Annotated in this window: 15 protein-coding genes; 4 read left to right on the forward strand and 11 right to left on the reverse strand. The window is 68.1% G+C overall.

The annotated features are described in order from the left end of the window. Positions 1-46 precede the first annotated feature (46 nt). On the forward strand, positions 47-355 hold the full coding sequence (locus tag FOB72_RS30260) for an H-NS family nucleoid-associated regulatory protein (RefSeq protein ID WP_150376918.1): 309 nt from the start codon (positions 47-49) through the stop codon (positions 353-355). Here the strand turns inward: FOB72_RS30260 and FOB72_RS30265 are convergent. The 4 genes from FOB72_RS30265 to FOB72_RS30280 all read right to left on the reverse strand — a co-directional run bounded on the left by FOB72_RS30265 (position 340) and on the right by FOB72_RS30280 (position 4,719). Next, positions 340-1,638 carry a copper oxidase gene (locus FOB72_RS30265; protein WP_150377579.1) on the reverse strand — a complete coding sequence of 433 codons (1,299 nt, stop codon included), beginning with the start codon at positions 1,636-1,638 and terminating at the stop codon, positions 340-342. The two genes, FOB72_RS30260 and FOB72_RS30265, sit on opposite strands and share 16 nt — an antisense overlap. A 2-nt stretch (positions 1,639-1,640) precedes the next feature. After that, the gene (locus FOB72_RS30270) at positions 1,641-3,023 is read right to left on the reverse strand and encodes a TolC family protein (protein ID WP_150376919.1); all 1,383 of its coding nucleotides are present in this window, start codon (positions 3,021-3,023) and stop codon (positions 1,641-1,643) included. Beyond that, positions 3,013-4,077: a hypothetical protein gene (locus FOB72_RS30275; RefSeq protein WP_150376920.1), complete on the reverse strand. Its 1,065-nt coding sequence runs from the start codon at positions 4,075-4,077 to the stop codon at positions 3,013-3,015. The genes FOB72_RS30270 and FOB72_RS30275 overlap by 11 nt, the downstream gene beginning before the upstream one ends. 153 nt (positions 4,078-4,230) lie before the next feature. Continuing rightward, positions 4,231-4,719 carry a hypothetical protein gene (locus FOB72_RS30280; RefSeq protein WP_150376921.1) on the reverse strand — a complete coding sequence of 163 codons (489 nt, stop codon included), beginning with the start codon at positions 4,717-4,719 and terminating at the stop codon, positions 4,231-4,233. Between the two features lie 207 nt (positions 4,720-4,926). Between FOB72_RS30280 and FOB72_RS30285 the strand changes: the two genes are divergently transcribed. The 3 genes from FOB72_RS30285 (at position 4,927) to FOB72_RS30295 (ending at position 9,562) form a co-directional block, all read left to right on the forward strand. Further along, complete coding sequence (locus tag FOB72_RS30285) at positions 4,927-5,604, forward strand: heavy metal response regulator transcription factor (protein WP_150376922.1); 678 nt, start codon at positions 4,927-4,929, stop codon at positions 5,602-5,604. A 54-nt stretch (positions 5,605-5,658) separates the two neighbouring features. Further along, on the forward strand, positions 5,659-7,092 hold the full coding sequence (locus FOB72_RS30290) for a heavy metal sensor histidine kinase (protein WP_150377581.1): 1,434 nt from the start codon (positions 5,659-5,661) through the stop codon (positions 7,090-7,092). Between the two features lie 283 nt (positions 7,093-7,375). After that, positions 7,376-9,562, forward strand: a complete 2,187-nt coding sequence (locus FOB72_RS30295) for a heavy metal translocating P-type ATPase (RefSeq protein WP_223851645.1) — start codon at positions 7,376-7,378, stop codon at positions 9,560-9,562. A gap of 21 nt (positions 9,563-9,583) precedes the next feature. Here FOB72_RS30295 and FOB72_RS30300 read toward each other — a convergent pair whose 3' ends face one another. From FOB72_RS30300 to FOB72_RS30330, 7 genes are read right to left on the reverse strand one after another with little or no spacing between them, the layout of a single operon-like run. Beyond that, positions 9,584-10,477: a polysaccharide deacetylase family protein gene (locus FOB72_RS30300; RefSeq protein WP_150376924.1), complete on the reverse strand. Its 894-nt coding sequence runs from the start codon at positions 10,475-10,477 to the stop codon at positions 9,584-9,586. Position 10,478: 1 nt separating this feature from the next. Then, on the reverse strand, positions 10,479-11,531 hold the full coding sequence (locus FOB72_RS30305; RefSeq protein WP_150376925.1) for a bifunctional UDP-4-keto-pentose/UDP-xylose synthase: 1,053 nt from the start codon (positions 11,529-11,531) through the stop codon (positions 10,479-10,481). Further along, the gene (locus FOB72_RS30310; protein WP_150376926.1) at positions 11,528-12,472 is read right to left on the reverse strand and encodes a formyltransferase; all 945 of its coding nucleotides are present in this window, start codon (positions 12,470-12,472) and stop codon (positions 11,528-11,530) included. The genes FOB72_RS30305 and FOB72_RS30310 overlap by 4 nt, the downstream gene beginning before the upstream one ends. After that, the gene (locus tag FOB72_RS30315; protein ID WP_223851646.1) at positions 12,460-13,485 is read right to left on the reverse strand and encodes a glycosyltransferase; all 1,026 of its coding nucleotides are present in this window, start codon (positions 13,483-13,485) and stop codon (positions 12,460-12,462) included. The genes FOB72_RS30310 and FOB72_RS30315 overlap by 13 nt, the downstream gene beginning before the upstream one ends. Beyond that, positions 13,464-14,636 (reverse strand): DegT/DnrJ/EryC1/StrS family aminotransferase, encoded by a 1,173-nt coding sequence (locus tag FOB72_RS30320; protein ID WP_150376927.1) that lies wholly within the window; start codon positions 14,634-14,636, stop codon positions 13,464-13,466. The genes FOB72_RS30315 and FOB72_RS30320 overlap by 22 nt, the downstream gene beginning before the upstream one ends. A gap of 9 nt (positions 14,637-14,645) precedes the next feature. Beyond that, positions 14,646-15,017: a DMT family transporter gene (locus FOB72_RS30325; protein ID WP_150376928.1), complete on the reverse strand. Its 372-nt coding sequence runs from the start codon at positions 15,015-15,017 to the stop codon at positions 14,646-14,648. After that, a complete protein-coding gene (locus FOB72_RS30330) occupies positions 15,014-16,747 on the reverse strand; it encodes an ArnT family glycosyltransferase (protein ID WP_150376929.1) in 1,734 nt (577 codons plus the stop codon). Before FOB72_RS30330 ends, FOB72_RS30325 begins: the two co-directional genes overlap by 4 nt. Positions 16,748-16,924: the final 177 nt, after the last annotated feature.

Genomic DNA, 16,924 nt, shown 5'->3' on the forward strand with positions numbered 1-16,924 from the left:
CCCGTTTTCATTCGCCCGCTCCCACACGCGGGCCCCGCATACAGTCATGTCCGAGTCAGATTCCGCCAAGCAAGCCGCCGTGACCTGGATCCACGAGCAGATGGAACATCATGGTCTGACCTTCGAAGATCTGGTCGAGGCCGGATGCTTTGCGGATATCGATGCCGCGGACGCGGATGGCGAATCCCACGACGAGGGCGAAGAGAAAGAGATCAAGGCCGTCGCGCCCGCGCGCGCCACGGCGCTCTACCGCAATGCGATGGGGCAGACCTGGGACGGCACGGGCGAGTACCCGGACTGGCTCCAGCGCGCCGTCAACGCGGGCCAGTCCATCGACTTCTATCGCGTCGACTGAGCTTCCGTATATTCGAACGCCACGGTGCCCTTCGGGTGCCGGTACCAGCCCGGATCGCGATAGTCGTTGGCCGCGAGTCCCTCGCGCACCTTCAGCGTGGTGAACATGCCGCCCATCTCGATCGGACCGAACGGGCCCTGGCCCGACATCATCGGCAGCGTGTTCTCGGGCAGCGGCATCTTCATCGCGCCCATGTCCGCCATGCCGGACTCTCCCATCGCCATGTAGTCGGGCACCAGCGCGCTCATGCGGCTGGCCAGGTCCTTCTGCGGCACGCCGATCATGGTGGGCATGTCATGCCCCATGGCATTCATCGTGTGGTGCGCCTTGTGGCAGTGGAAGGCCCAGTCGCCGGGGTTGTCGGCGATGAACTCGATCGCGCGCATCTGGCCCACGGCCACGTCGGTGGTCACCTCGGGCCAGCGCGCCGACGGCGGTACCCATCCGCCATCGGTGCCCGTGACCTCGAAGCGATGACCGTGCAGATGGATCGGATGGTTGGTCATCGTCAGGTTGCCCACGCGAATGCGCACGCGATCGCCGAGCCGTACCGGTAGCGTGTCGATGCCCGGAAACACGCGGCTGTTCCACGTCCACATATTGAAGTCGGTCATCTCCGCGACGCGCGGCGTATAGGTGCCGGGGTCGATCGCGTAGGACGCGATCAGGAACACGAAGTCGCGGTCCACGCGCATGCGGCGGCTGTCGCGCGGATGCACGACGATAAAGCCCATCATGCCCATGGCCATCTGCACCATCTCGTCCGAATGCGGGTGGTACATGTAGGTGCCCGCGTGTTTCATCTCGAATTCGTAGACGAAGGTCTTGCCCGGCGGGATATGCGGCTGCGAGAGGCCGCCCACGCCGTCCATGCCCGCGGGCAGGATCACGCCGTGCCAGTGCACGGTCGTGTGTTCGGGCAGCTTGTTCGTGACGAAGATGCGCACGCGGTCGCCTTCCACGCATTCGATCGTCGGTCCAGGGCTTTGTCCGTTGTAGCCCCACAGGTGCGCGGTCATGCCGGGCGCCATTTCGCGTTCGACGGGCTCGGCCACGAGGTGGAATTCCTTCCAGCCGTTGCGCATGCGCCAGGGGAGCGTCCAGCCGTTGAGCGTGGCCACGGGTTGATAGGGGCGGCCGTTCGACGGCGCGAGCGGCGGTTGCATGGTCGGGCTTTGCTGCAGCGGTGCCTCGGGCAGCGCGGCGGCGCCGGCGCGCGAGACCATCGCGGCGCCCAGCATGGCGGCGGCGGAGCCGCCGAGAAATTGACGTCGGGAGACCATGGTCATCGTTGTTCGTTGGAGGTGGGGCCGTCGGGCAGGCGGCCGCCGAATGTGCCACCCAGCGCGCCGCGCAGTTCCGCGTCGGCGAGCCAGTAATCGCGCTGGGCGTCGAGGTAGCCGTTGACGGCCGCGATCTGGTCGCGCGCATCGGCCAGCAGTTCGAACACGCTGAGCAGCATGCCGTTGTAGCGCAGCAGGTGTTCGTTGCCGATGCGCTTGCGCAGCGGCACGACCTCGTCGCGATAGTGGCGTGCGACGTCGTAGCGCGCCTGGTACGACGCGTACCGTTCGCGTACCGACGAGCGCGCGGCGATCGCGCGGTCCGCGAGTTGCGCGGCGGCCTGCGTGTACACGGCTTCGGCGCGGGCGACGCGCGCCGTGCCCCAGTCGAACAGCGGTACCTCGATATCGATGCCGTAGCCCGTTTCGCGGCGGCCGTTGTCGCTGTTGTGCAGGTAGCCGACGTCGATCACGCTCACGAAGCGCGTGGCGCGCGTCAGGCCGAGCGAGCGCGCGAGGCTTTCCAGCTGCGCGCGGCCCGCCTGCAGGTCGAGGCGCTGCGCAATGGCATAGCTCTCGAGGTCCTGCATTTCCGGGCGGGTGCCGGGGAGGTCGGGCAGACGCTCCGGCAGGCGGTACTGCTGGGCGTCGTCGCCCCACAGGCCGAGCTGGCGCGTGAGGCGTTCGCGCGCGGAGACCGTGCGTTCGCGGGCGCGCGCGAGTTGCGCGGCGGCGTCGGCGTAGAACGCCTGCTCGCGGGCGTGGTCGAGTGCGCTCATATTGCCGGCGCGGGCCATGTCGCGGGCGAACAGCGCGCCGGTTTCGGCGGTGCGGCGGACCTGTTCGGCATAGCGCATGGCCTGTTCGGCGGCGACGGCCTCTACCCACGCGCGGCGCGTGACTTCGGCATGCCGCAGGACGGCGTCGGCGGCCTGCAGGCGGGCCTGGGCGAAGCGGCTGTCCTCGATGCGCGCGGCAAAGGGGAGCGCCAGCAGGTTCATGACGCCGATGGTGACCGCGCGGTCGATCTTGAGCACGTCGTCGCCGCTTTTGCGGCTGAACGAGAAGCCGGGGTTGGGCAGGCGGGTGGCTTGCACGTAGTCGGCTTCGGCGATGCCGAGATTGGCGAAGCTCGCTTGCAGCGCGGGGCTGTTGAGCAGCGCGACCTGGATGGCGGCGTCGGCGTCGAGCGGCGCGGCAAGCAATTCGCGGGTTCGGGTGCGCGCGGCACTGCGGTCGTCGTCGGTGCGGAGCCATGCGGCGTCCTTGCCGAGGCGTTCGCGCGCGGTGTCGGCGACGGGGGTGAAGCCGCCGTCGGACGAGAACTGCGCGCAGCCGGCGAGCAGGGCGGCGGAGAGGAGGGTGGTGAGGGTTTTAGTGGGCATGCGGGGGCTCCTGCATGGGGGAGGTATGACCGGTATGCGCGTCATGCCCGCTCGTCGCGTGACCCGCGTGTGGATCCGATGGGGCGCCCATGTCATGGCCCGCGCGTGGATCCGATGGGGCGCCCATATCGTGACCCGCGCGTGGATCCGATGGGGCGCCCATGTCATGGCCCGCGTGTGGATCCGATGGGGCGCCCATATCGTGACCCGCGTATGGGTCCGGCGCGGCGCCCATGTCATGGCCCGCATGTGGATCGGGTGCGGCGGTCATGTTATGACCCGCATGCGGATCGGGCGCGGTGGTCATGTTATGACCGGCATGCGCGTCCGGTGCGGCGCTCATGTCGTGACCCGCGTGGGAATCGGGCGCGGGGCTCATGTTGTGACCCGCATGCGGATCGGGTGCGGCGGTCATGTTGTGGCCCGCGTGTGGGTCGGGTGCGGCGGACATGTTGTGGCCCGCGTGTGGGTCGGGCGCGGTGGTCACGTTGTGGCCCGCGTGTGGATCGGGTGCGGCGGTCATGTTATGACCCGCGTGTGGGTCGGGTGCGCTGGTCATGTTGTGGCCCGCGTGTGGGTCGGGCGCGCTGGTCATGTTGTGGCCCGCGTGTGGGTCGGGCGCGGTGGTCACGTTGTGGCCCGCGTGTGGATCGGGTGCGGCGGTCATGTTATGACCCGCGTGTGGGTCGGGCGCGGCGGTCATGTTGTGGCCCGCGTGTGGGTCGGGTGCGGCGGTCACGTTGTGGCCCGCGTGTGGGTCGGGCGCGGTGGTCATGTTGTGGCCCGCGTGTGGGTCGGGCGCGGTGGCCATGTTGTGGCCCGCATGCGAGGGCATTGACGATGCGACACGCGTGTTCGACTGGCGCCAGCCGGCGATGGCCGCGGGCGCGAATGGGATGTAGCCGTCGAGCGCACCGACGGCGGGCAAGGGCGGCACCGGCGCGCGCGGGTCGAGCGGATCGGGCGCGCCGGCCGTGCCAGACGGCTGTGCCGCGGCGTGCGCGGCGGCGGACAGCATCAGGCTGGCAATTGCCAAAAGACGCATGGCTTGCATGAAAGACCTCGAGTTCAGGGCGACGCGTGCAACGCGTCAGCGAGACCAACAGGAGCACGTCCGCCGGAGAGCGAACGCATGCAGGCGCAGCCAGCGGCCCCGCACCGCGCGCAACTCAGGCGCGCCGTGCGTGCGATGGACGCACCTCGGGTGTCAGCAGACGGGAGTAGGCGGGCGCTCGGCCGGCAGGGGGAGGTAGCTCGCGAATGCGGCAGGCGCCGCGAGCGGTGCGGCATGACGCTGGTGAATCAGCGCCACGGCGGGAATTTCAGGCAGCAGCATCGCACCGGCCGCACAGGCCGCACACGCGCTGCACATGCCACCGGCATGATGGCCGGCATGCGAAGCATGCGTGCCGATCGGCAGCGCGGAGGCACTGCCATCGCGGTCCTTGTCGCCGGCATCGTGCCAGACCGGCTGGTCCTCGGCTTCGCTGACGCCCTGCATATGGCAATGCGCGTGCGTGGCATCGATGCCGATCTCCGCCTCGGCTTCCGCCTTGACGGCCGCATGGCGCTCCGTCATCGACAGGCCCGCCGCTTCCGCCGCGCTGCACACCATCATGACTGCCGCCGCGGCACCCTGGATCGGGAGCGCGAACATGGCAAGACACAACAGGAAACTGGCGAACAGACGTTTCATTACAGGCGGCAGAAACCGGAGCAAGATGCGCGAAAAGGACAGCGGGCATTGTACCGGGTTTGCACGGATAGAAACGGCGCCGGAACGTGACATTTCTGCAATGTATGGCCCTCCCGGCGATTCCTCGGCTATCGTGCGGTTCTGAACAACGGAAACACGGGCACGCTGCCTATGATGGAAGGGCAAAGTGCCAATGAGTGATTGTCAATGCGCATCCTGATCGTGGAAGACGAACCCAAGGCGGGCGATTACCTGCTGAAGGGACTGACCGAATCCGGCTTCGTGGCCGACCTCGCGCGCGATGGCGTCGATGGACTCGCGCATGCGCGAGAGCATCACTACGACCTGATCGTGCTCGACGTGATGCTCCCGGTCGTGGATGGCTGGCAGGTGCTGCGCGAACTGCGGCGCGACAAGGACACCCCCGTGCTGTGCCTGACCGCGCGCGACGAACTGTCGGACCGGCTGAAAGGCCTCGAGCTCGGCGCCGACGACTATATGGTCAAGCCGTTCGCGTTCGCGGAACTGGTCATGCGCATCCGCACGATCCTGCGCCGCGGCCCGCTGCGCGAGAGCGAGTTCATGGAAGTGGCCGACCTCCAGATCGACGCGATCCGCCGCCGCGTGACGCGCGCGGGCCAGCGTATCGACCTCACGTCCAAGGAGTTCGCGCTGCTGCAACTGCTGGCGCGCCGGCGCGGCGAAGTCCTGTCGCGCTCCCTCATCGCCTCGCAGGTGTGGGACATGAACTTCGACAGCAATACCAACGTGGTCGATGTCTCGATCCGCCGCCTGCGGGCCAAGGTGGACGACCCGTTCCCGCGCAAGCTGATCCATACGCGCCGCGGCATGGGTTATGTACTCGACGACGTGGACGAATCCTGAGTGCGGGGCGGCGTGAGTGACGAGATTCCCGCGACGCCGCATCGGACCGCGCACATGAACTGGCTGCGCCGGCGCATGTCGTCGCTGACCGCGCGCCTGGCGCTCGCCTATGGACTGACGACCGTGCTGATCCTGATCGGCGTGGCCGCCTACCTGTCGAGCGCGCTCCAGAGCCAGCTGGAAGGCCATGCGGACAGCGAGCTCGTGAGCGAGGTCCTGCGCGTGCGGCACGTGCTGCGCGAGGTGGAAAGCGAAACCGAGATCCGCGCGGACACCCATCGTTTTGCCGATATCGCCATGGGCCACGAGGGCCTGATCCTGATCGTGCGCACACGCGACGGCGAGCCGCTGATCACCCTCAACCCGCGCAACGAGACGCTGCCGCCCCTGCGTGTGCACGCGGCCAACGTGACGCCCGACCGTGGGATGCTCGAGTCATGGCGCCCGCGCAATGGCACGCCGTCGCGCGGGCTGGCCGCGCTGGGTGAGGTCGGCACGACGGGCCGGACCGTGGAGATCCTCGTGCTCAGCGACGCGGGCTCCCGTTTCGCGCTGATGCGCGAGTATCGCGGGCAGGTGCTCGGCGCCACCCTGTGCGGCGCGATCGTCGCGGCCGCGCTCGGCTTTCTGCTGGCACGGCGCGGGCTGCTGCCGCTGCGGCGCATGGCCGATGACGCCGCGGCCGTGACCACGAGCCGGCTGGCCACGCGGCTCGACGTCGGCAACGCGCCCGAGGAGTTGCGCGAACTCGCCGGCGCGCTCAACGACATGCTTGCGCGCCTGCAGGACAGCTTTACGCGGCTCTCCACGTTCTCGGCCGACCTCGCGCACGACTTCCGCACGCCCATCAGCAATCTGGTCGGACAGACGCAGGTCACGCTCGCGCAGCGGCGCAGCCCCGCCGAATACGAAGCGCTGCTCGAGTCGAATCTCGAGGAGTTCGAGCGGCTGTCGCGCATGATCGAGAACATGCTGTTCCTCGCGCGCGCCGACCACGCGCAGGTGGCGCTCGACCAGCGGCAACTCGACGCGCGCGCGGAGCTCGACAAGGTGGCCGAGTATTTCGACGCGGTGGCGGCCGAGCGCGACCTGACACTGACGATCTCGGGTGCGGCCATGATCAATGCGGACCAGACACTGCTGCGCCGCGCGGTCACGAACCTGCTCGACAATGCGCTGCGGCACGCGCCCGTGGGCAGCACGGTCCGGCTGGCCGTGCTGCGCGCGCGGCCCGGCCATACGGGCATTTCCATCGCCAACGCGGGGCCCGCCATCGAGGCGGAGGCCCTGCCGCAGCTCTTTGGGCGATTCTTCCGCGCCGATCCGTCGCGGCGCAATTCGGCGACCTCCACCGGGCTGGGCCTGGCGATCGTCGATTCGATCATGCGGCTGCATGGGGGGAGCGTGTCCGTGCGCAGCCAGGAGGGGCTGACCGAGTTCGAGCTGCTGTTCCCCGATACCGGACCGTTTCCGAAAGGGACGGTTTAAGGGACGTTTAAGGGACGGCTTGACTCTGTAGCGGCTACAGGGTCTTCAATGGATTCCATCTTGGCTCACCCCCTTCCGGAATCACGTTATGGCCCGGCACCCGGCACAGGACACGCATCGCGATCATGATCACGCCGCTCATGGGCACGATCATCACGCGCATGACCACCACGATCATGCAGGTCACGACGACCATGGCGGACACGAGCATTGCGGTCATGGGCACGAAGCTGCACCTGTAGCGCCCGTCTCCGCCTGCTGCGGCGGCGGTTGCGGCACGCCCGTGACACCCGCCCGCACGCCCGTCGAGGCCCCGGCCGGCACCCGTGCCGCGCGCTACCGCATCGCGGCCATGGACTGCCCCACCGAGGAAACGCTGATCCGCAACAAGCTCGGCGGCATGGCCGGCGTGGCGGCGCTCGATTTCAACCTGATGCAGCGCGTGCTGACGGTCCACCACACGCTGGACGAGACCGACGTCGTGGTGCGCGCCATCGGCACCCTCGGCATGCAGGCCGAACCGCTCGCCGATGCGGAGGCCGGGGTAGGTGCCGAGGGAGCGCCGGCGGAAGCCGCCGCGCCATGGTGGCCGCTCGCGCTGGCCGGCGCCACCGCGCTGGGCGCCGAGGCGGCCGAATGGTTCGGCATTGCCACGCCATGGTTACCCGCCGCGCTGGCCCTCGCGACCATCGCGATCTCGGGCCTCGGCGTGTACCGCAAGGGCTGGATCGCCCTGCGCAATGGCAATCTCAATATCAACGCGCTGATGAGCATCGCCGTGACGGGCGCCGCGCTGATCGGCCAATGGCCCGAGGCCGCGATGGTGATGGTGCTGTTCGCGGTGGCGGAGCGCATCGAAGCCGCATCGCTCGACCGCGCGCGCAATGCCATTCGCGGGCTGATGGCCATGACGCCCGAGCAGGCCGTGGTGTTGCAGCCCGACGGCAGCTGGCAGCCCGTGACGGCGCGCGACGTGGCCGTCGGCGCCCGCGTGCGGCTGCGCCCGGGCGAGCGCGTGGCGCTGGACGGGCGCGTCGTGCGGGGCCAGTCCGCGTTCGATCAGGCCCCGATTACGGGCGAGAGCGTGCCGGTGGACAAGACTGGGGGCGATCCGCTCTACGCGGGTGCGATCAACCAGTCGGGCGAGATCGAGTACGAAGTCACCGCGCCCGCGAGCGATTCGACGCTCGCGCGCATCATCCACGCCGTGGAAGCCGCGCAGGGCAGCCGCGCGCCCACGCAGCGCTTCGTCGATCGGTTTGCGCGCATCTACACGCCGGCGGTCTTCGCGATCGCCGTCCTGGTGGCGGTGGTGCCGCCGCTGGCAACGGGCGCGGGGTGGCAGGAATGGATCTACAAGGCGCTGGTGCTCCTGGTCATCGCCTGCCCGTGCGCGCTCGTGATCTCGACGCCCGTGACCATCGTCAGCGGCCTGGCCGCCGCCGCGCGGCGCGGCATTCTCGTCAAGGGCGGCGTGTATCTGGAGCAGGGGCGCGACCTCGCATGGCTCGCGCTGGACAAGACCGGCACGCTCACGCACGGCAAGCCCGCGCAGACCGATATGGCGAGCCTTGTCGATGAGACGCACGATGGCGCATCGGCCGGCACGCGGGCCCGCGCCATCGCGGCCAGCCTTGCCGCGCGGTCCGATCACCCCGTCTCGCGCGCGGTGGCCAATGCCGCCGCCAGCGATGGGGTGGCGTTGAGGGAAGTTGCCGAATTCGAGGCGCTACCGGGTCTGGGCGTGCGCGGGCGTATCGATGGCGTGCAGTATTGCCTGGGCAATCATCGATTGATTCACGACCTCGGCGCGTGCTCGCCGGCGCTCGAGGCCCGCCTCGAGGCGCTCGAGCGGCAGGGCAAGACCGTGGTGCTGCTCGCCACGATGGCGCCGAAGCCCGACGCGACAATGCTGTTCGGCGTGGCCGATACGGTGCGCGAGACGAGCCGCCAGGCGATCGAGGAACTGCACGCGCTCGGCATTCGCACGCTGATGCTGTCCGGCGACAACCCGCACACGGTTGCGGCCATCGGCGCGCAGGTCGGTATCGACGAGGTGCGTGGCAACCAGATGCCCGGCGACAAGGCCGATGCGATTGCCGCGCTCGCGGACAAGACGCACTCGGGCGGACGCAAGGTGGCGATGGTCGGCGACGGCATCAACGACGCCCCCGCGCTGGCGCGGGCCGATATCGGGTTTGCAATGGGCGCGGCCGGAACCGATACCGCGATCGAGACCGCCGATGTCGCGTTGATGGACGACGATCTGCGCAAGATTCCGGCGTTCGTGCGGCTCTCGCGCCGGACGTCGGCCATCCTGCGTCAGAACATCGCGCTGGCGCTCGGTATCAAGGTGGTATTCCTCGCGCTGACCGTCATGGGCATGGGCACCATGTGGATGGCGGTGTTCGCCGATATGGGCGCGAGCCTGCTGGTGGTGTTCAACGGCCTGCGGCTGACACGCCGTTGAACGGAGCAGGTTGGAGGCCGCTCAGGGCTGGATGATCAGCTCGCCGCTGCGGCCTTCGATCTCGCCCCACGTCACCGGCAGCCGCGGCAGCGTCGAACGGTCGAGGTGGCGGTACCACGTGGCCATCGAGACCAGCTCGTGGCCCTGCGCGCGCCAGCCGGCCAGCAGCTTCTCGAACACGGGGGCCAGCTTGCCGCCCTCGAGTTCGGTGTGCAGCGTAAAGACATGGTCGCGCGGATCGGCCTCGGTCTGGCGCAGGATCGCTTCGTGCACGTTCTCTTCGGTCCAGCCGTCCACGCCGATCAGCTCGTCGAGCGTTGGCAGTGTGGTCGGCATCTGCACGTGGCGGCACGCCACGCCATCGACGGTCGGGATATACGGCGTCACGCCGCGGCCGTCGGACGCATAGGCCATGCCCCAGTCGTCGATCTGGCGGAACGCCTCGTCGTTCATCTGCCAGCCCGCCGCGCCATGCGTGGGCGGCGCCTCGCCGAAGATTTCGCCGTAGCGGTCGAACGCGTTCTGCATCTGGCGGCGCGTCCAGGCCGCATCGCGGCCGCGCACGTTGTCCTGCCAGTAGACGTGGTCCCACGTATGGATGCCGCACTCATGTCCCGCGGCGCGCGCGGCACGCATCTCGGCGGCGCCCTTGCGGCCGATGTCCGGCGCCGGCAGCAGCACGCCGTACATCAGCGTGCGCACGCCATACAGCGAGACCACCGAGGTGCGGGACACCTTCTTCAGAAAGCCGGGCCGGAACACGCGCCGCAGCGCCCAGCCCGTGTGATCGGGGCCGAGGCTGTAGAGGAACGTGGCCTGCGCCCGCGCGGCGGACAGCATCGACAGCAGCTTCGGCACACCTTCGCGCGTGCCGCGCAGCGTATCGACGTCGACCTTGAGCGCGATGCGGCCCATATCAGTTCGCGGAGTCCACGAGGGTGCGGGCTTCCACGACCTTGCCGCGGTATGCCTCGAAGATGCGGCGCAGCGCGTCTTCCATCGTCACCTCGGGCTTCCAGCCCAGTTCCTGGATCGTGTTGTCGATCTTCGGCACGCGGTGCTGCACGTCCTGATAGCCCTTGCCGTAGAAATCGCCCGACGACGTCTCGACGATCTGCGTCTTGCGCGCTTCGTCGGCGTACTCGGGGTAGTCGGCGGCCATTTGCAGCATCATCTCGGCCAGTTCACGCACCGAGTGGATATTGGCGGGGTTGCCGATATTGAAGATCTTGCCGCTGGCGACGCCGTCCTTGTTCTCGATGATCTGCATCAGCGCGCTGATACCGTCCGAGATATCGGCGAACGCACGCTTCTGCTCGCCACCGTCCACGAGCTTGATCGGTTCGCCGCGCACGATATGGCCGAGGAACTGCGTGACCACGCGCGACGAGCCTTCCTTCGATTCGAAGATCGAGTCGAGGCCGGCGCCGATCCAGTTGAACGGGCGGAACAGCGTGTAGTTGAGGCCTTGTTCCATGCCGTAGGCGTGGATCACGCGGTCCATCAGTTGCTTGGAGCAGGCGTAGATCCAGCGCGGCTTGTTGATCGGGCCGTAGATCAGCGGCGAAGCTTCCGGATCGAACTCTTCGTCGGCGCACATGCCGTAGACCTCGGACGTCGACGGGAACACGAGGTGCTTGCCGTACTTCACGGCGCTGCGCACGATGGGCAGGTTGGCCTCGAAATCCAGTTCGAACACGCGCAGCGGGTTGCGCACGTACGTGGCCGGCGTGGCGATGGCCACGAGCGGCAGGATCACGTCGCACTTGCGGATGTTGTACTCCACCCACTCCTTGTTGATGGTGATGTCACCCTCGGAGAAGTGCATGCGCGGGTGCTCGATCAGCTCGCCCAGTCGGTCCGACGACATGTCCATGCCGTAGACCTCCCAATTCGTCGTTTCCAGGATGCGGCGCGTCAGGTGGTGGCCGATGAAGCCATTGACGCCAAGAATCAGGACCTTTTTCATCGGTTTTCCTCGTTGGGCAGAACGGTAATAAGAGAAGCGAATTCGGATGGGGTGACGGCAACGCCGTCGTCCGCGCTGCTGCCTTGCAGCAGCGTCTGGATATCGAGCAGGCCACCGTCGCCGCAGACGGCGACGATGCGGCCGTCGCGCACGTGCAGGCCAGGCGACAGGGCACCGGCACCGGCACCAGCACCAGAGATACGGCGTGCGCGCGCGACCACGAAGCGGCGGCCGCCCAGATCGGTGAAGGCGCCGGGGTAGGGCGGCGCCACCGCCCGAATCAGGTTATAGACGTCCGCCGCCGGCTGCCGCCAGTCGATGCGGCCATCCTCGGGCTTGCGCCCCGAATAATAGCTGCCCTCGGCCAGCACGTTGGGGCGTTGCGGCGTGTGGCCCGCGATCATCGCGGGCAGGGCGCGCCACAGCGTCTGTTCGGCCGCCACGGTGACCTTCTCGAAGACTTCGCCGGCCGTGTCGTCGGGCAGGATCGGTACCGCGGTCTGGTCGACGATAAAGCCCGCGTCGGGCTTGGCTTCCATCGCGTGAAGCGTGGCGCCGGTTTCCGTCTCGCCGTGCAGCACGGCCCAGTTCACCGGCACGCGGCCGCGATACTTCGGCAGCAGCGAACCGTGCATGTTGAACGCGCCGCCCGGCGCCACCGCGAGCAGCGCGGCGGGGATCATCGAGCGGTAGTAGAAGGAGAAGATGACGTCGGGCGCGGCATCGCGCACGGCCTGTGCCAGCGCGGGATCGGCCGGATCCTCGCCATAGACGAACGGCACGCCGAGCTCGGCGGCGGTGTCCGCCACGCGGCGGAACCAGATGTTCTCGTCGGGCCGGTCGCGATGCGTGACGACGAGCGCGACGTCCACGCCGCGCGCATGCAGCACGCGCAGGCAGCGGTCGCCGACGTTGTGGTACGCAAAGACTACCGCTCGCACGAGGCTGCCTCCACATCGTTGCTGGCGGCGCCATCGCGGCCGCCCGCGCCAGCCGCGCCGCCGGTGCGTTCGAGCACGGCCTGGATGCGATAGCGCGGACGATCGCGGACTTCCTGATAGATGCGGCCGACGTATTCGCCGAGCAGGCCGATGCCGAAGAGCATGATGCCCATGAGGAAGAACGTCAGGGCGAACAGCGTGAACACACCCTGCACTTCCGAGCCGAGGATGAAGCGCCGGATCAGCAGCACCACGAACAGTCCGGCGGACGACAGCGACAGGATCGTGCCGATGGCCGAGAACCACTGCAGCGGCACGATCGAGAAGCCGGTGACGAGGTCGAAGTTCAGGCGGATGAGCTGATACAGCGAGTACTTCGACTCGCCCGCATGGCGCTGCTCGTGGCCGACCTCGATCTCGATCGGGTTCGACGAGAACGTGTACGCCAGTGCCGGGATGAACGTGTTGACCTCGCGGCACGCGTTGATCGTGTCGATCACGTTGCGGTCGTAGGCGCGCAGCATGCAGCCCTGGTCCGTCATGCGGATCTTGGTGATCTTCTCGCGCAGGCGGTTCATCGCGCGCGACGCATAGCGGCGGAACGCGGTGTCGTTGCGCTGGCGGCGGATGGTGCCGACATAGTCATGGCCCTCGCGCATCTTCTCGACCAGGCGCGGGATCTCTTCCGGCGGGTTCTGCAGGTCCGCGTCGAGCGTGATCACGATGCGGCCGCGCGTATGCTCGAAGCCCGCGAGAATCGCCATGTGCTGGCCGAAATTGCCGTTGAACAGGATCACGCGCGTCACATCGGGACGCTTGTGATACTGCGCGGCCAGCATCTGCGGCGAGCGGTCGGCGCTGCCGTCGTTGATGAAGATGATCTCGTACGACGTCCCCAGGGCATCGAGCGCCGGATAGAGGCGGTCGAACAGTGCCTGCAGACCGTCTTCCTCGTTGTAGACCGGAATGACGACCGAGACTTCGACCGGGCTTAGTGAGAGAGGCGTTTGCATGTGTCGGTAAAGATTTCGCATACCCGCTCGACGTCGGCAGGCTGCATCGCGGGGAACAGCGGGAGCGTGACGATTCCGTGGCCGATACGTTCGGCATGCGGGAGCATGCCTTCGCGCCAGCCCAGGGAGCGGTAATGGGTGAACAGGTGCACGGGAGGGTAATGCACGCCCGTGCCGATGCCGCGTTCGCGCATCGCTTCCATGAACTGGCGGCGCGCGGTGGCGGGGCCGCCGGCCATGCGCGCGGTGGGCAGCACGACCTGGAACATGTGCCAGTTGGTGGTGGCGGCGTCACGGTCGATCGGCAGCGGCAGTTCGGCGCCGAGGTCCTCGAAGCCGGCCGTCGCGCCAAAGCACTGGAAGTACGTCTCCGCGAGCATCGCGCGGCGCGCGGTAATCGCGTCCAGCTTTCCTAGCTGCTGCAGGCCGACCACGGCATTGACGTCCGTGAGGTTGAACTTGCCGCCGGGCTCCTCGACGTCCATGCCGTCCATGCCCGTGCGAATGACGCCCTGCAGGCGCAGGCGCTCGGCGCGCTGCGCTTCTTCGGGCGAGTTCATGACCAGGCAGCCGCCTTCGATGGTCGTGATGTTCTTGTTGGCCTGGAAGCTGAAGCTGACGAGGTCACCGAACGCGCCGATGCGGCGGCCGCGCCAGCGCGAGTCGATCGCCTGCGCGGCATCCTCGATCACGCGCAGGCCGTGGCGGTTCGCGATCGCGTACAGGCGGTCCATATCGACGGGCAGGCCCGACAGGTAGACCGGCATGATGGCGCGCGTGCGCGGCGTGATCGCGGCTTCCACGGCATCGAGGTCGAGGTTGCGCGTGCGCGGATCGATATCGACGAAGACGGGGCGCGCACCGACGGCGAGCACCACGTTGGCGGTGGCGACCCACGTGATCGGCGTGGTGATGACCTCGTCGCCCGGGCCGATGTCGGCGATGCGCAGCGCGATCTCCATCGTGGCGGAGCCGTTGGCGAACGTGCGCACCGGACGGCCGTCGAACAGCGCCGACAGCGCGGCCTCGAACGCCTGCATCTTCGGGCCGGAGGTGATCCAGCCGGATGCCAGCACCTTGCCGACCTCGGCAATGGCCTCGGCATCGATGTCGGGCCGCACGAACGGCAGGAACTCGTGTGAAGCGGTCATCGTGATTTCCTATGAGCGGGCGATCAGGAAGACGCCAGCCAGGATCAGCAGGATGCCGGCCACGCGCAACGGGCCGATCATCTCACCAAACAGCCACCAGGCGGCCAGTGCGTTGACCACGTACCCGAGGGACAGCATCGGGTAGGCGATCGATACATCGACGCGCGACAGCCCGATGATCCACACGCCGACGCTGATCACGTAGAGCGTCAGGCCGCCGAGCACGGGCCACTGCGTGATCACACGGAACGCGGTGTCCAGCAAGGTCGCGCGATCGAGCGTGATGGCGCCCACCGCGTTGGTGCCGGCCTTGAGCAGCAGCTGCGCGCATGCATTGAGCAGCACGCCGGCAAAAATGAAAGCGAAGGTCGAGAGCGTCATGAAGCGGGTTTCGTCTGTTCGGATTGCGCCGGCAGCGGGAAGTTGCTGACGACCACGCGGCGCACGTCCCGTGCGACCACATGCATCGGCACCTGCTGCGCCCGCAGGCCTTCATAGGTGTCGGGCGACATGATACCCAGCGCGGGCTGGCCATCGTTCCATTTGGCGATGAACGCGGCCACGGTGGGAATCCACCGGTCGGGCGCCTGCGTGACACCGAATTCGAGTTCGTCCGGGTGTTCGACCATGGTCAGCGTGTGGCCGAGGTAGAACGGCAGGGTGTGATCGAGCACGCCGACGCCGTAGAACGGCATGTCGGGCTTGAGCACGGCGCGGATCGCGGGCAGCAGGTCCACGCCGGAAGCGCGCCGGCCCATGACCTCGTGGCCGAGCAGCGCCACGGTGCAGCACAGGTACAGCCCGAGCGCATAGGCCGTGATGCTCGGGAACAGCCCGCGCGTCCGCAGCAGGCGGCGCGCGGCGATCGCGCCCGCCAGCAGCACCACGAAGGCGGCACCGACCCAGATCGCGAACAGCCGGTAGACCGCGTTCGGCGTGGACGGCTTGTCGAGCGTGGCGAGATACGGCGTGGCCAGCAGCCCGACCACGGCCAGCACGAGCATCGCATTGATCTGCCGGTTCCACGAGCGCTCGTTGATATGGTCGAGCGCCACGCCGGCGAGGATGGCGAGCGCCGGGAAGATCGGCACGATGTAGCCCGGCAGCTTGGAACTGGACAGGCTGAAGAACGCGAAGATCGCGATGGCCCACACGGCGGCCAGCAATGCGGGCTGGAACGGCTTGCAGCCGGCACCGCGTTGGGCGGTCAGATCGGCCCCCGCCCGCTCGCGGATCTCGCTCCACATCCGCGGGAGCAGGCCCAGCCACGGCAGGAAGCCCGCGACGAGCAGCGGCACGAAGTACCAGATGCTGCCCTTGCGCTCGTGCACGGTGGACGTGTAGCGGTCCCAGTGTTCGTGGATAAAGAAGAAATGCGCGAATTCGGGATTGCGGGAGTCGATGAGCCAGAACCAGGGCACCGTCACGACCAGTATCACGACGATGCCGGCAACGAGGTGCAGGCGGCGCCAGAGGCCGATATCGCGCGTGATCAGCGTGTAGACCACGAGCACGAGGCCCGGCAGCGCCAGGCCCACGAGGCCCTTGGTCAGCACCGCGACGCCCATCGCGGCCCAGCAGGCCAGCATCCAGTTGCGCCGGGCGGCGGGCGTGGCCGAGGGATGCTGCGCGACGAGCATGAACGCGAGCACGCAGGCGAGCGCGCCGGACAGCGTCATGTCGAGGGAATTGAAATGGCCGGCCACGCTCCACATCGGCGCGGCGACCAGCGCGAGGCCGGTCAGCAGGGCCACGCGCGGGCCATACCAGCGCGCGGCGGCGAACATCGACGCGGCAAGGCCCACGATGCCGGACAGCGCCACGCACAGCCGGGCCTGCCAGTCGCCCACGCCGAACAACGTATAGGAGAGCGCCGTCACCCACATATGGAAGGGCGGCTTCTCGAAGTACTTGAGGTCGTTGTAGCGAATCGTGACCCAGTCCCCGCTCAGGAACATCTCGCGCGAAATCTCGGCGTAGCGGCCCTCGTCGGGGCGCAGCAGATGGCGGGCGTCGAGCGTGCCGAACCATACCACCAGAATCGCGATGGCCACCATGGCGATCATGCCGACGGGCAGCCCGGCGAGGCGCGAGGGCGAGGAACTGCGCATAGATCTCCTGGATTGGGCCGGATCCGGCGGCGCGGCCGGCATGGCAGACCACGGACAACGCGGCATGCCTGCATTCGGTGGACAACAGAGGTGCTGCAATTGAGACCGTCATCGTCATGACGGTTCCCCACGCAGTGCCCCGTCGGGGCACCATGGCGTTCGGGCGCGCAATGTTAG

The organism is Cupriavidus pauculus, assembly GCF_008693385.1.
Taxonomy (GTDB): domain Bacteria; phylum Pseudomonadota; class Gammaproteobacteria; order Burkholderiales; family Burkholderiaceae; genus Cupriavidus; species Cupriavidus pauculus_D.